This window comes from Rhizobium sp. BK602 (assembly GCF_014195095.1).
In the GTDB taxonomy this organism is placed as follows: domain Bacteria; phylum Pseudomonadota; class Alphaproteobacteria; order Rhizobiales; family Rhizobiaceae; genus Rhizobium.
Window position 1 is genome coordinate 455,254 of the sequence record NZ_JACIBC010000005.1, and the last position, 15,105, is coordinate 470,358.

Here is a 15,105-nt window from a genome sequence, read left to right on the forward strand (position 1 = left end):
TGATCTTACATATGCGGAAGGGCCTGTTCTTCCTTGAAGAAGGTCTTCTGCAACTTCGCCAGATCGCCGTTCATGTTATGATAGAACAGGAACGTATTGATCCAGTTGAGGAAATTCTGCTCCCCCTGCTTCACTGCCACATGAGCCGGCGATTGGCGGATGAGAAAGGCGAGCGAGACCGGCTTGCCAGGATTGTCCTCCATCACCTTGGCCGCAATCGCGCTGTTTTCGGCAAAATATTGTGCCTGGCCAGCGAGGAATGCGGAAATTGCCGAGGGCGTATCCTCGAAGCGAACGAGCTGGGCACCGGGTGCGTTGTCCGTCAGCCAGGTATCGAGCGTCGAGCCCTTGGCAACCGCGATCTGCTTGCCGGCGAGATCTGCCACATTGGCGAGCGGAGCGCCGGGGGCGCCGAAGACGCCGAGGCTGACGGCGGCATAGGGCTGGGAAAACATCACTTGCTGCGCGCGTTCCGGCGTGGCGCCGGCTGCGGCGATCAGCACGTCGATCTTGTCGGCGAGCAGGCTCGGAATGCGGCTTGGGCCGGTCAACGGCACGATTTCGAGCTCGGCATTCAGATCCTTTGCCATCATGCGGGCAAGCTCGACATCAAGACCGGTGTCCTTGCCATCCTGACCCTTGTACCCCCAGGGTGCGGCATCGAGGAGCACGCCGACACGCAATTTGCCGTTCGAGATGACATCGGCGAGCGTATCGGCACTGGCCGGCAAGGTAAGGCTTGCGAGCGTGAATGCCGCCGCGAAGATGCTGCTCATGAATTTCATATCATTCCCCTTTTTTGAATGGCTTCCTTCCATCGGTCATTGATTGTGGTGACCGATGAAACTTTTGAGCTCCGGCGTTTGCGGATTGGCAAAGAGGCTCTTCGGGTCTCCCTGTTCCCAAACGCGGCCTTGATGCATGAACACGAGCTTGGTCGCGACATTGCGCGCGAAGTTCATTTCATGGGTGACGAGCACCATCGTCATGCCCTGCCGCGCCATCTCCTCCATCACTTTCAACACCTCGCCGACCAGTTCGGGGTCCAGCGCGGAGGTGACCTCGTCGAACAGCATGAGGTGCGGCGACATGGCGAGGCAGCGGGCGACGGCGACACGCTGCTGCTGACCGCCGGAAAGCTGCTCGGGATAAGCGTGGAGTTTGTCGGCCAGGCCGACACGCTCCAGCACGGAAAGAGCAAGCGCGCGAGCCGCCGGTCTTTCGACCTTGCCCGTCAGCACGGGCGCCAATGTGATGTTGCGCTCGATAGTCATGTGCGGGAAAAGGTTGAAGGCCTGAAAGACGATGCCGACCTTCTGACGCATGGCGCGCAGATCACGCATATCCGCCGAGACCGACTGTCCTTCGAGCAGGATCTCGCCGCCCTGGATGGTTTCCAGCGCGTTGATGCAACGAAGCAAGGTACTTTTGCCGGAACCGCTGCGTCCGATAATGGTGACGATTTCGCCTTTCTCGATATCGAGCGAAACGCCCTTGAGGACTTCGAGATGGCCGTAATTCTTATGAACGTTCTTGATTTCAACGAGCGCCATTGAGCCGCGCCTCCAGCTTGCGAGACCAGGTGGTCAAGGGAAAACAGATGGCAAAATAGATGCCGGCGATCAGCAGATAGACGAAAAGCGGCTGGAAGGTTCCGGCGCTGACCATCTGACCCGCGCGCGCCAGCTCGACGATGCCGACGACCGAGGCGAGCGAGGTATTCTTGATGAGCTGCACCAGAAAACCGACCGTTGCCGGAAGAGCGACGCGGAATGCCTGCGGACCGATGATGTGGATGAATTGCTGTTGCCAGGAAAGGCCGAGACAGGCACCGGCCTCCCATTGTGCCTGCTTGACGGCCTGAATGCCGCCGCGCCACACTTCGCCCAGGAAGGCTGCCGTATAGATGGTGTGGGCGGCACCGACCGCGACCAGCGCCGGCACGTCGGTCCCAAGCAGGACCGGCACGCCGAAATAGAAGAACATCAGCAGCCCGAGCAGCGGGATACCCTGGACGAGATCGATGAAGGCGCTCGCGGCGTAACGCGGCAGCATGACTTTACCGCTGCGGGCAATGGCAAGCAGTACAGCCAGAGGCGCGCCGAATGCCAGCGCCATGGCCGCCATCAGGAAGGTCCATTCCAGCGCCGTCAGAAGAAAGAGAAAATCGGAAAATGTAAACGAGCGCATCGCCTGATCCTATCGATGCATCGGCCAACGAAAGACCATCCGGCCGATGACGGCAAAGGCGATCTTGAAGAGGATGACGAGTGCAAAATAGATCGCGCAAATGAGGGTGTAGACCTCGAAGCTGCGATAGGTGCGGCTGTCGATGAAGCCGGCGACGTGAAACAACTCGTCGGCGGATACCTGCGAGGCGATCGACGTGCCGAGCAGCAGGAGCACGAACTGCGCCGTGACGGAGGGATAGATATTGCGCAGGGCGGGCGGCAGCACGATCCGCGACAATACCTGCCAGCGCGTGAGGCCTAGGCACAATCCAGCTTCGACCTGGCTGCGGGGGATGGAATCCAGCCCCGATCGGATGATCTCGATCGCATAGGCGCCGAAATAGGCGGAGAGCGCGACGATTGCCGCCTGGATCGGCGAAAATTTGAGGCCAAGGCCAGGTAGAACGAAGAAGATGATGAAGATCTGCAGCAACACGGGGGTGTTGCGGATAACCTCGATATAGGTCCTGATCGCATATCTTACCGGCTTGGGTCCACCGCGCAGGAGCACCGCTCCGGCAATGCCGATGACGAGGCCGGCAATGGCGGCAACGAAGGTCAGCAGCAAGGTCGTCAAGACCCCTTCATATAGCTGCGCCTCGTAGCGCCAGATGGGTCTGAAATTCAGTTGCGGCATCTCCCGCTCCTAGTGAAAATAGGTGCGGTAGCGATGTGCAATCCGTCCGGCGCTATCGATGACGTAGAAGGAACGCCAGCGATCGAAACAGGTGCAGGGATGCGAGATGCCGAACTCAACAACATCGCCGATCTTCATGCCGCAATCACCTGTGACCGTCAGGAACGCATGCTGGTCGTTGAGTTTCGTCACCTTCGCCTTCGATGACAAATCGCCGTCCGCAATGGCGCCGGCCCTGTGAAGCGCAAGCGGCAGAGGCTGGTCCTGATCGAAGGAGACGTCGCGCATTCCCATGCCGACGATTGCAAGCCCCGGCTCCGGCACGGAAATAACCTCCGCCCAAAGGCGCATGGCAGGCTTGAACCTCTCATTGGCAATGAAGGGCCTGCCGTCAAGCGTCAGCAGGGCGCGGTGATCCAGCGCCTCGAAACCGCGCCTGTATATGCCGTGATCGGAAAAGAAGATCGCACCGGAGCGCAGCAGGAGGGCCGCATTGCCATCAGCCTTCACAAGCGGCGCCAAGGCGTCGATGACGCGATCGAAATGGGCCGAACCGCCCGCAGACATCAATAGGGTTTTATCGGGGCTGGCCTGACGGGCGAGAACAAAGGTCTCCGCCGCCAGGGCAAACAGGGCAGCCATATTGGCATCCAGCCGTTGCGGCGTCTCGCCGGTGACGGCGCCTTCATAGGTGCCGACCCCGGCAAGCGTGAGGCATGGAGCCGACAGGATAGCGTCGATGATCTGCTTTGCCTGTGAAGCGGTGCGCGCGCCGGTGCGACCGGCACCGACTTCTACGAGAACAGGAAGGGGCGCCTTCCTACTTTCGCTGAAAGCTTCCGCCAATGCGGCTGCCGCTTCGATCGAGTCGGCAAAACAAAAAATCTCCGCCTCCGAATAGGCATCCGCCAGGATGCGCAGCCGCCGCGCCGATGCAATTCCGCCGATCTGGTTGGCGATCAATATGGTTTTGACGCCTGCGGCCAGCATGATCTCTGCCTGCTGCAGATTGGCAACCGTCGCCCCCCGGGCGCCGGCTGCGATGAGATCATGCGCGATCTCCGGACACATCGGTGTCTTGGCATGTGGAGCGATCTCTGCGCCATAGGCAGTGAGGAGAGCGAAAAACGTATCGCGATTGTGGCGATAGGCACCCTCATCGACGGTGAGCGCCGGCAAGGCGACCTCGCCGCTGGCTGGCCGTAAGCCCATGTAGAGCGCTCCATCCTTCTCGACGCCGGCCGTTGAGCCCGGCACTTGCTGAGACATGAATTTCAACTCGATCCCCATTTGGTAACGTTATCATTGATGACGATGTATCACCCGATGGTAACGTTGTCATTTTGAATCTTCGGGGACCTCTCATCTTTTTCTGCAACCCCCTCCCGCAGCCAAAGATGCTCTTTCGCAACGTTCAGGAAGGCTGCGTGAGGAGGAGACCTGGGATGTTCTGGCGCGTCATTGCGCCGCGGCCATCTTGCTGAATGGCGACCTATTCACATTCAGGCCGATGTGCTGCGAACCGCTGGCTAGAGACGGTCTACCGCCGCTCGAACCCAGTCCAGCCGCTTGGCCGGAACAAGGCCATAATTATAGAAATTGATGCCGTCGGCGCCCGCCTCGATTGCCGCCTTGGTACGGGCGGCGAGATCGGCACCCGAGGTGATCTCGGGATAGAAAAGGCGGCAACCGAGGCCAAGATATTTCTGTGTCCCCAGCACCTTGCGCCCGCTCTTGATGACCGCCGCCACGGCATCCGGCTTCATGTCGTAGCAGCACAAGATGGCTCCATCGCAGACCTTGCCGACGGCTTCGAGGTCGACGCCACCGAGCCAGCCGTCCTTGAGATCGATAAGCACGATCTTGGTTGCCGGATCAGCCTGATCGCGGACTTCCCTGATGAGGCTGGTAACCGGCTCGGTACGCCATTGCAGATAGGCGTAAAGATCGGGCCAAGCCTTGAAGGCCTCGATGCCGACGGAAGGGAAATCCGGAAACTGTTTTTCAGGGATCTCGCGCTCGCACATCGCGGCGATAAAGCCGGAGACCGTCCGCCGTGCAGCATCCGCGTTCACTCCTGCCTTTGCTGCCCTTGCCATGCAGTGATCGCAGAAGCAAAGCGACAAAAGGAAATCGTCCTCGGCGTTCAGGCCGACACCATCCTTTTCGTGATGGAATTCATGCGCAAAGCCCATGAAATTGGGGCTTTCCAGCTCCAGCATATCGGGCTTGTAGCGCGTCGTGACATCCTTGACGAGGGTGACGACATAATCGCGCGCGGCCGGGCTCGATGGGCAAAGATTGTAGTAATTCGGATTGCCGAAAGCATTGCGGGTGACATGGGCGGGATGCAGCATGCCGAGCCGCGTATTGTGCAGGCAGACGGTCCAGCAGGACACCCTCAGGCCGCCCTTCAGCCGCTCGTCGATGAGTGCCCGCAACATGTCGCCATGCTCGACGACATGCTTCGCCACCAGAGGACGGATTTCCTTGTCCTGCCACAGCGCCTCGTTCATCCGACAATAGACCGTGCCATCCTCCGGGAAATAGGCCTTCCTCACAGGGCTGCGCGGCTGCAGGAAACGGCCGGCATGGTAGGACGTCGCGAGACTGATCGTATTGAGGCCGGCACGATCGCGCAGATCGGCAAACAGACCAGCAATGCCCTGCTCCTGAACGTCCCAGGGATAGGTCCACATGGAGAGATGTCTGGGCTGAAGCGTCATATCCGACATTCTAATCCCCGCTTGTGCCGTCCGGCTTTAACCCGAGACGGTAGGTAAGATTTGCCGTGGTGAAGAAAAGGTCGCGTTGCTCCTCGTTGCTCAACGCTGCCGCCACGCTTCGGAAAACATCATAGACATCGCCAAAGGAGGCATGCAGCCCTGCAACGGGGAAATCGCTGGCAAACATTGCGCGCTTGGTGCCGAAGCATTCGAGGCAATGCTCGATGACCGGCTGCAGGCTCTCGAGTGTCCATTGCGGATCATAGGCGACGAGATCGGAAATCTTGATCCGCACATTGTCCGCCCGCGACAGCTCCTTCAGCCCGCCCCGCCAGGCGGCCATCCCCGCAAAACTGCGATCGGCCGGACTGCCGCAATGATTGACGACGAACATCATGTCGGGAAAGTCCGCCACGAGCCGGCAGGCCTCATCGAACTGCCAAGGAAACAGCATCAGATCGAAGACGAGCCCCTGCCGCCCGGCATATCGAAGCCCGGAGCGCCAGCGATCGTTCTCCATCAACCCCTTCGTCTGCGCAAAACTCTTGGCGGGCTCCGGATGCCAGCTCACGATGTCGCGCAACCCGACGACGCGAGCGTTTGCCGCCTCGGCTTCTATCCTGGAAGAGGCATCAAGGCTGTCCAGCGGAACGCGTGCGACGTAGCGGCGGGCAACACCATCTGCCTTGTCGAGTGCATCGAGCCAGGCTGTTTCCTCGGCCAGCTGCGCCTGCGACCAACCGGCCTCGACATGAACGGTGGCAACGATATTCTGGCCCCTGGCATCGGCCAGATAGTCCGTCACGCCGTAATCGCGCCGGATGGGCTCGATGCTGCCGAAGATCATCTCTTCATCGGCACCGCTTTTTCGGCGGAGCCAGGGATGACGGTCGAGGGAGAGATCCCAGAGGTGATGATGCGGATCGATGACGGGGCCCGTGTAGCGCGCGCTCATCGTCGCGCCTCCCGGCCTGAAATCAGCAGCAGCGCCAGGATGAGCGATCCGAACATGATCGAACGCCATCCGGCCGATGCATTGACGACGGTGATGAGGGCCGTCGTCGTCACCAGAAGGATTGCGCCCGGAATGGTGCCGGCATAGGTGCCGCGTCCGCCGAGAATGGATGTGCCTCCAAGAACGACGGCAGCGATGGAGGTCAGGAGGTAGGGATCGCCGATCCCGACATAACCCTGTCTGTTCATGCCCAGGACCAGCATGCCGGCAAGCCCCGCGAAGAAGCCCGACAGCCCATAGAGAATAAGGGTATTGCGGATCACGCTGACGCCGGACAGCCGTGCCGCAACCACATTGGCGCCGAGCGCCAGAAAGCGCGCGCCCATGGGCGTTCGATGCAGCAGCATAAGACCGGCAGCGGAGACAAGCACCCATAAAATGATGCCCGCGGGAACGCCGAACGGGCGTGCCGAGCCGAGCCAAATGACGGCGGCATTCGTGACAGAGACCGCACTGCCGCCGGCGACGATCACGAGAAGCCCCTGCAAAAAGGTCGCCATCGCCAACGTCATGATGATCGGTGGCACGCGCAGGAAGGCCGCACCGGCACCGTTGAGCACGCCGATGGCCGTCGCAAGCATCAGCGACAGGACGATGCCGACAAGGCCGCTCGGATCCCAGGTCGGCGAAATCAGAGGCAGCATGATCGCCGTCACGGTAATCACCGCGCCCACCGACAGGTCGATACCGCCCATGACGATCACCAGCGTCTGGCCGGCGGCGACAATGCCGATGACGGCGGAAAGTTCGAGAATATATCGCAGGTGCCCATAGGCGCCGAAGCCTCGCAGCGTAAGGCTCGCAATCACCCAGACGACAGCAACCAGGATCAGCGTCAGCAGCGGAGGATGGCGCAGCAGCGATTTCAGGCGGGCGGAGATAGCGCTCATTTCGGCCTCCAGCGCTGCGACAGTTCGGGGATGGCAACCGCTCCGACGATGATCAGACCCTGCGCCACATATTGCGCAACCGGCGGAAAGCCGAGGAAGAACATCACGTTGATCATGACCGACAATAGCAGACTGCCGCAGATCGCTCCGCGCATCGTGCCCTTGCCGCCGAGAAAGCCGACGCCGCCCAAGACGGCACCGGCAATCGAATTGAGGGTAAAGGGATTGCCGATGACCGGATCTCCCGAACCCGTCTGAGCCGCGACGAACAGGCCGGCGAGCGTGGCCAACAGGCCGGAAATCGCAAAGGCCGTCACCTTCATCGCCTCGACCGGCACGCCGGACCGGAAGGCGCCGGCCGGGTTTTCGCCGGCCGCATAAATACCGAGCCCGACCGGTGTCGCCAGGAGAAGCTTCCACCCGATCAGCGTCGCGACAAGCAGGCAGAATGCAAAGGGCCGGTCGCCGGCCAGGAGATCCGAAAACCACGCCGGAATGAACCCGCCCGGACGCGGCAGGATCAGCAGGGCAACACCGCCGATGATGAAGGAACCCGCCAAAGTGACGATGATCGCCGGAAGCCTGAGATAGGCGACGATCATGCCGATCAGCGCGCCGATCAGTAGCCCCGCCGCCGCAACGGTCGCAATGCCGCCGATCGCACTGAGCGCATCGCCGCCCATCATCGTTGCCGCGATGACGGCTCCCAGGCTGACCAGCGGGCCGATCGCCAGGGTAATGCCGCCATTCAGCATCAGAAGCGTCTGCGCCATCGTCACAAGGGCGAGCGGAAACCAGTTCTGGGTGAATTTCGAAAATCCGCCAAGGCCGAAGATGCCTGGAAACAGCCAAGCATACAGGAGCAGGAAGGCCGCGACCACGACATAGAGGCCGCCAATCCCGCGGTTGCGCCGCCGCTGGATGCTCCAATAGAGCCGCGAAGCTATGAATCCCGGCATCATGCGGCAACTCCTCTTTCAGAAACGCCCATGGCTGCGCCGACGATGGCCTCCTCGGAAATCTCCTCGCGCTCCAGCAACGCGACATTCCGGCCTTCATTGAAAACCAGGACCCGATCGCAGAGATGAACCAGTTCGGGCGTATCCGAGGAGAGCAGGATGACCAGCTTTCCCTCTGCCGCGAAGGCACGCAACATGAGATAGATTTCCCGCTTGGTCTCGATATCGACGCCGCGGGTCGGGTCGTTCAGCAACAGAACGGACGGAGATCGCGGCAGCCATTTGGCAAGGGCAACCTTTTGCTGGTTTCCGCCCGACAAGGCCTGGACCGGGCGCTGCGTATCGCCGCGAATGGTCAACCGGCCGGCAAGATCGGAAACAAGATTGCGTTCGGCCGAACGGTCGCGCAGGAACCTGCGGGCCAGATGGCCCATATTCGGCAAAACCAGGTTCGACGCGATCGAATGCGGCAGGATCAGTCCTTCTCGCTTTCGATCCGCCGGAACATAGGCTAGCCCCGCCGCATTGGCGGATCCGACATCGACAAACAGGCCGTGGTGCCCACAAATGCTTGCGTCTAATGCCGAGGCCGGCAGGGCGCCGTATAGTCCCAGCAAAAAATCTTCCTGGCCCTGGCCCACAAGGCCACCGATACCGACCACCTCCCCGGCGCGGGCCGAGAAATTCACGCCGCGGACCATGCCCACCGAAAAGTCGCTCACAGCGATGAGTTCCCGCCCGGATGCCGTGGGCACCCATGCCGGAAAAAGATCGCCGGCATCCCGCCCGACCATCAACCGTACGAGACCTTCCGCATCGACATCCGCGAGCGGCTGGTCCGCGGTCACGACCCCATCCTTGAGGATCGTCACGTGAGAGCAGAGCGCGCGCACCTCGTTCAACCGGTGGGATATGAACAGGAGAGCGACGCCTTCATCACGCAATCTCATCATCACTGACGACAGAATGCCGGCCTCGTGAGCGGAAAGCGACGACGTCGGCTCGTCGAGAATGAGCACCTTCGGCTTGCGAAACAGCGCCTTGGCGATTTCTACCAGCTGGCGCCGGCCGAGGGAGAGATCACCGACCGGCGTATCGAGATACTCCTCCAACCCGACGAGGTCGCAAACATCACGCGCTTGTTCGTGAAGTGCACGATAGTCGATAAAGCCGAAACGCCTGGGATAGGCGCCCAACCCAATATTTTCGGCGATCGACAATTCCTGCATGAGGCTGAGCTCTTGCTGGACGACCGCAATTCCGGCCTCGCGCGCATCCGCGGGCGAGAACCGGGATACTGCCTGGCCATCAAGCGCTATTTCACCGCTGTCCGGCACCAGAGTGCCGGACAGAAGATTGATCAGCGTCGATTTGCCCGCCCCGTTTTCACCAAGCAAGGCGTGGATACGTCCCGGCTGAAGCGTGATACTCACGCCCTTGAGCACGGGATTGCCGAAAAAGCCCTTGAAGACCTGCCTCGCCTGAAGCAGGGGCGGACGATCGATCATGTTCGAGACCTTCGATATGTGCCGGCGATGTTACTGCGCCAGCAGCTTGTCGAAGAGAGCCCGATCGTAATCGGAATAGATGTAGCCGTCGGCCGGAAACTTGTCCGCCCGGGCGAGATAGCCGTCGATATTGCTGTCGTCGATAACCGGCAACGGCACCTTGACGAAGTGCGGGATCGTCTTGCCCTGCAGCGCCTGGACAGCCGCGTACACGGAGAGGGCACCGAGCCAGTTCGGCTGCATCGTCGCCCACCCCTTCAATCCCTTCTGTTTCCACAGCTCCAGGAATTGCCGGGCGTTTTCGCCGGTGGTCGGCACCGGATCCCGGCCTTGCCGATCAAACGCAAGGACGGCGCCAGCGGAAAGCGCGCCACCCAGAGAAAGAACGCCGTCGATCTCCGGATTGGCGAACAGAAGGCTGGTCATGGCCTCCTGGGCAGGCGCGACATTATATTCGGTGTTCGTCTCGGTGATGACCTGGAGGCCTTTGTTGGCATCGAGCACGGGCTGCGCGCCTTTGCGGCGGTCGTCGCTGACGGAAACGCCGGCAGGGCCGTTCATGATGATGATCTTGCCCTTGCCGTGCAGCTGGTCGACCATCCACTGAGCAGCCTTCTGACCCCATTCGTTGGAATCGGTGTTGATCTTGGCTGTCAGATTGTCGGTGTCGACGAGACTGTCGAAATTGACGACGGCGATACCCTTGGAGCATGCATCGGAAATAACGCGATCGAGTGCGGTCGAAGAGCCGGCCTCAACGATGATCGCATCGACATTCGCGTCGATCATCGATTGAATCTGCTGGATCTGGGTTTGCGCGTTGCCTTGCGCGTCGGTGATTTTCAGATCCTTGACCAGCCCCTCTTTTTTCAGGGAGGCGACCTCGTCGGTAATGGTGCCCTCGGTTTGTTTCATCCAGGTCGGGACGGAATAGATATTCGCCCAACCGATGGTATAGGGCGCCTTGCGATCACCCTTGATGCAGTTCGAGGCAGCCAGCGCTGGGCCTGACGTCGCGGTAAGAAGCATCGCAGCGACGCCGAGACCGGTAAGAAGCTTGGAATTTTGCAGGACATTCAAATTCATGGCGTTCCCCTTTTTTGGCAGTTTCGGTCTTGCTCTAAAGGTCTTTATATTTTTGTCCAATATAGCGGACATTAGGCTATAATACTGGACATCGAGAGCTTAGGCGATTTTCTTGCGTTGACAAGAGAGGCAACAGCCATTTTGCAGGACGAGGATGCGGGGACACTGGCGCATTTGTATCTTCTGGTTGATCATGCACGATCGAGGGCCACAGCGGATTGCATGTGCCTGCCCGTAGCGACCGCCGGAACGAACTGGACAAGTGAAGATCGATGCGATCGCCATGCGTGTACGGGGTTTAACCGAGCCCTTGAGATCCTCGATCTACGGATTGGTCAATGTGCCGCTGCGCTGCGGCATCTTGGAGACAGGCAAAAGCGCTTGACCTAGACATGCCGAATAGAGAAGAGCCTTACCTCGGCCATCGGCGCTGAGTTTGTTCTTGCGCTGTCCGTTGGATGGTCGCTAAACATCTTGTCATACTGGTGAGCTTTTATGACCGGCAACCGGCCTTGGCTCCATCGAATTCGAGAATGAAAGCAATTCAATGACCCGACAACTTTCTCTCCCGCGCGATCGGATTTCCGTCCTTCTGCTCGAAGGCATCAGCCAGAGCGCCGTGGACTACTTTTCGTCATCCGGCTACGTCAATGTGACGCATCTGCCGAAGGCTCTGGATGACAAGGATCTCAAAAGGCATATCGCCGATGCGCATATTGTCGGCATTCGCTCGCGCACGCAGCTGACAGAAGAAATTTTCAGCTCCGCCAAGAAGCTTATGGCCGTTGGTTGCTTTTCGGTGGGGACAAATCAGGTCGATCTGGATGCGGCCCGCCGACGCGGCATCCCCGTCTTCAACGCTCCCTATTCGAACACCCGCTCGGTCGCCGAGTTGGTGATCGGTGAGATCATAATGCTGACCCGGCGGATTTTCCCGCGCTCGGCTTCCGCACATGAGGGCGGATGGGATAAATCCGCCGTGGGCAGTCGTGAGGTCCGCGGAAAAACGCTGGGTATCGTCGGCTATGGCAATATCGGTTCGCAGCTTAGCGTTCTTGCGGAAAGCATGGGCATGAATGTGCGCTACTTCGATCCTTCAGACAAGCTTCGCCACGGCAATTCGGAATCGATGGCGACGCTCGGCGAGCTTCTCGAAATCTCGGATTTCGTCACGATGCATGTTCCCGAAACCAGTTCGACGCAAAACATGATAACGGAAACCGAACTGCGCAGAATGAAAAAGGGAGCCATTTTCATCAACAACTCGCGCGGAATGGTGGTGGATCTCGAAGCGCTTGCGAAGGTTTTGAAGGAAGGGCATCTCGCTGGCGCGGCCGTGGATGTGTTCCCCAGGGAGCCGGCATCGAACAACGAGCGTTTCGAAACGCCGCTGCAGGGTTTGGAGAATGTCATTCTGACGCCGCATATTGGCGGATCGACCGAAGAAGCCCAGGAGCGCATCGGCGGGGAAGTCTCCAGGAAGCTCGTGGAGTATTCCGATGTCGGCTCGACGCTGGGCGCCGTCAATTTCCCCCAGGTTCAACTGCCGCCGCGTCCGAACGGCACGCGCTTCATCCATGTTCATGAGAATCGCCCCGGCATGCTGAACAGTCTGAATGCGATTTTTTCGTCCCGATCGCTCAACATCGTCGGTGAGTTCCTGCAGACATATGGCGAAACGGGCTACGTGGTCATTGAAGCCGAGGGCGTTGGCCAGACGGCGGACGAGATACTCGACGCGCTTCGCCGGGTGCCGGGGACGATCCGCGCTCGGTTGCTTTACTGAGGCGCGGGTGGTGTGTCGGTCATCTGGAACGCAAGTGAACGCCTCTGAAAATACAGCAAGACGGAATCGTCGCGCAATCGGAGGCTAACTTGCGTTGCCACGACGCGGAATTGCGACGACGCGCGTTTATGCCAGCCATGGACGAGTTTACCGGGCTGGAACACCGACCAAATGTTGGCCTCAAACCGATCTGGAAAGACGTGAGACTTTAAAGCCGATCCAGCAAGATAGTTTGCCTGCTGCTGCAGGAAAGCTGATCAGCGGCTACGATCGCTCAGAAGGCGGATGGACCATCGGTCAACGACGGATCTATGGTAATGGAGCTCGGCTGTATCGGCCGCCGTTTTGCCCTGCGTAGCGCCATTCGCCTGCACCATCGACGCAATGGAGCGCTCTCGGCAGTGTCGGACAATTAATTTTCAAATGATCCGCGTGAAAGGGAAGCGAACCTGCCGCCCAGCTAACTTCTGGGATGCGGATGCAGTGGCGGATTCTCCGCATATCCACGGAAAGTCACCACCGCCAAAAGTGTCGACACATTAGTGGACAGATACGAGTTTGTCATTCTATAGTGCCCCAACACGTACAAGGGGAATGAAATGAACGCGTTTGACGTTGTCGTTATCGGTACGGGATCGGCGGCATGTTCGGCGGCGCTTCGAGCCGCTAAAGGGGGGCTCAAGGTCATCGCGCTCGAAAAGAGCGACTGGCTCGGCGGCACGTCTGCCATGTCCGGGTCAGGGGTTTGGATACCTGCAAATCATATCGCGGCAGCGGCCAACGTGTCCGACAGCAAGCAGGAAGCGATCGACTATCTACGTGCGGTGCAGCCCGCCGACTGGGCCGAGTCCGAGGGCGTTCGGCACCGAGCCTTTGTCGAAAACGCGCCGGCGATGCTGAAATTCATCGCGGAAAATACACCGATCGATTTCCGGCTGATTGACGAGCCCGATCCATATGTCGAGGCGCCGGGCGGGAAAAAATTCGGTCGCATGTTATCGCCGATGCCGCTCAGCCGCGGGCTGGTCGGCAAATATGCGGGACGGATGCGGCGTTCCACCCTGCCCCATGTCTTTACCTACCAGGAAAACGTCAACTCCGATCTCTACCATCATCCCATCCGGGCCATTCTGAAACTGTGGCCGAAGCTGTTATGGCGCTGGCTGACCAATTCCGGCGCCCAGGGTACGGCGTTGATGACGGGGTTGGTCAAGGGTTGCCTGGATGCTGGTGTCACATTTCGCCTGGCGACAAGAGCGGTCGCTCTCGTGCAGGACGACGCCGGACGGGTCGTTGGCGTCGAAGTTGAAAGCAAGGGCCGGCGGGAAATCCTTTCAGCACGCCGTGGCGTCGTCATCGCATCCGGAGGCTTCGAATGGAACAAGGAAATGCGCGAGACGTATTTTCCCGGACCTCTCGATCGGATCGGTACGCCATCGAGCAACGAGGGAGACGGGCAGAAACTGGCGGCCTCGGTCGGCGGCCACCTCGACCGAATGGATCAGGCCAATATTTATGTCTGCCTGCCGACACGGTACGAGGGCAAACGATATGGATTGCCAATCAACTTCCTCTACGAACCACATTCCATCCTCGTCAACCGCTTCGGCAAGCGCTTCTTCAGCGAGGCACATTTCAACATCGGCGAAGCACTCGATGCCCGCAATGCCGACGGTTCACCGGCAAACCTGCCCTGCTATCTCGTCGGCGACCACCGCTTCCTGCAGTCATCGATCACTTTCCGCTGGTACGCCTCCTATGAGCGTGACTGGGTAAAGAAGGCCGACACGATCGAGGAACTTGCCGCCAAGCTCGGCCTGCCTGCAAAGGCGTTGAAGGATACGATCGAACGGTGGAACGGGCTTTGTGCCAAGGGCCGCGATGACGATTTTCACCGTGGCGAAGCGGCCTGGGAGCGGAAAAAGGATGGCGGGCAGGTACGGTTGCAGCCCATCGACAAGCCACCCTATGTCGGCCTGTCGGTCAATCGCTCCATCATCGGCACGAAGGGCGGCGCACGCACCAACGAATTCGCTCAGGTCCTGCGCGAGGACGGTTCGATCATCTCTGGCCTCTACGCCGCCGGGCTCGCCATGGCCAACCCGATTGGGACGCGGGCTGTCGGCGCGGGCACGACGCTCGGACCGAACCTGACCTGGGGCTATATTTCGGCCGAGGCCATTCTGAAGCAGAACCAATAGTGCCGCAGTCCCCGCTTGCCGTAGTCGACAGTGCTCGGCTTGCAAATGAAACGCCTCGCAGAAGGC

Annotated in this window: 13 protein-coding genes; 2 read left to right on the plus strand and 11 right to left on the minus strand. The window is 59.9% G+C overall.

What is annotated here, in order from left to right; genetic code table 11:
* Positions 1–5: 5 nt before the first annotated feature.
* From FHX11_RS18680 to FHX11_RS18730, 11 genes are all read right to left on the minus strand, one after another.
* Positions 6–785, minus strand: a complete 780-nt coding sequence (locus FHX11_RS18680; protein ID WP_184359243.1) for a transporter substrate-binding domain-containing protein — start codon at positions 783–785, stop codon at positions 6–8.
* A gap of 36 nt (positions 786–821) precedes the next feature.
* Positions 822–1,553 carry an amino acid ABC transporter ATP-binding protein gene (locus tag FHX11_RS18685; protein ID WP_184359245.1) on the minus strand — a complete coding sequence of 244 codons (732 nt, stop codon included), beginning with the start codon at positions 1,551–1,553 and terminating at the stop codon, positions 822–824.
* A complete protein-coding gene (locus FHX11_RS18690) occupies positions 1,540–2,190 on the minus strand; it encodes an amino acid ABC transporter permease (RefSeq protein ID WP_184359247.1) in 651 nt (216 codons plus the stop codon). Before FHX11_RS18690 ends, FHX11_RS18685 begins: the two co-directional genes overlap by 14 nt.
* A gap of 9 nt (positions 2,191–2,199) precedes the next feature.
* Positions 2,200–2,868, minus strand: coding sequence for an amino acid ABC transporter permease (locus tag FHX11_RS18695; RefSeq protein WP_246781069.1), 669 nt, complete (start codon positions 2,866–2,868; stop codon positions 2,200–2,202).
* 9 nt (positions 2,869–2,877) lie between these two features.
* Positions 2,878–4,137, minus strand: coding sequence for an alanine racemase (locus FHX11_RS18700; protein ID WP_184359249.1), 1,260 nt, complete (start codon positions 4,135–4,137; stop codon positions 2,878–2,880).
* Positions 4,138–4,397: 260 nt separating this feature from the next.
* Positions 4,398–5,594, minus strand: coding sequence for a hypothetical protein (locus tag FHX11_RS18705; protein WP_184359453.1), 1,197 nt, complete (start codon positions 5,592–5,594; stop codon positions 4,398–4,400).
* 10 nt (positions 5,595–5,604) lie between these two features.
* Positions 5,605–6,549: an amidohydrolase family protein gene (locus tag FHX11_RS18710; RefSeq protein WP_184359251.1), complete on the minus strand. Its 945-nt coding sequence runs from the start codon at positions 6,547–6,549 to the stop codon at positions 5,605–5,607.
* Positions 6,546–7,499, minus strand: coding sequence for an ABC transporter permease (locus tag FHX11_RS18715; RefSeq protein ID WP_184359253.1), 954 nt, complete (start codon positions 7,497–7,499; stop codon positions 6,546–6,548). Before FHX11_RS18715 ends, FHX11_RS18710 begins: the two co-directional genes overlap by 4 nt.
* Positions 7,496–8,458 carry an ABC transporter permease gene (locus tag FHX11_RS18720; protein ID WP_184359455.1) on the minus strand — a complete coding sequence of 321 codons (963 nt, stop codon included), beginning with the start codon at positions 8,456–8,458 and terminating at the stop codon, positions 7,496–7,498. The genes FHX11_RS18715 and FHX11_RS18720 overlap by 4 nt, the downstream gene beginning before the upstream one ends.
* Positions 8,458–9,966, minus strand: coding sequence for a sugar ABC transporter ATP-binding protein (locus FHX11_RS18725; protein WP_184359255.1), 1,509 nt, complete (start codon positions 9,964–9,966; stop codon positions 8,458–8,460). Before FHX11_RS18725 ends, FHX11_RS18720 begins: the two co-directional genes overlap by 1 nt.
* Positions 9,967–9,996: 30 nt before the next feature.
* On the minus strand, positions 9,997–11,052 hold the full coding sequence (locus FHX11_RS18730; protein WP_184359257.1) for an ABC transporter substrate-binding protein: 1,056 nt from the start codon (positions 11,050–11,052) through the stop codon (positions 9,997–9,999).
* Positions 11,053–11,599: 547 nt separating this feature from the next.
* On the opposite strand from FHX11_RS18730, the gene serA reads away from it, so the two are divergent.
* Positions 11,600–12,838: a phosphoglycerate dehydrogenase gene (gene serA, locus FHX11_RS18735; protein ID WP_184359273.1), complete on the plus strand. Its 1,239-nt coding sequence runs from the start codon at positions 11,600–11,602 to the stop codon at positions 12,836–12,838.
* A 599-nt stretch (positions 12,839–13,437) separates the two neighbouring features.
* On the plus strand, positions 13,438–15,039 hold the full coding sequence (locus tag FHX11_RS18740) for an FAD-dependent oxidoreductase (RefSeq protein ID WP_184359275.1): 1,602 nt from the start codon (positions 13,438–13,440) through the stop codon (positions 15,037–15,039).
* Positions 15,040–15,105: the final 66 nt, after the last annotated feature.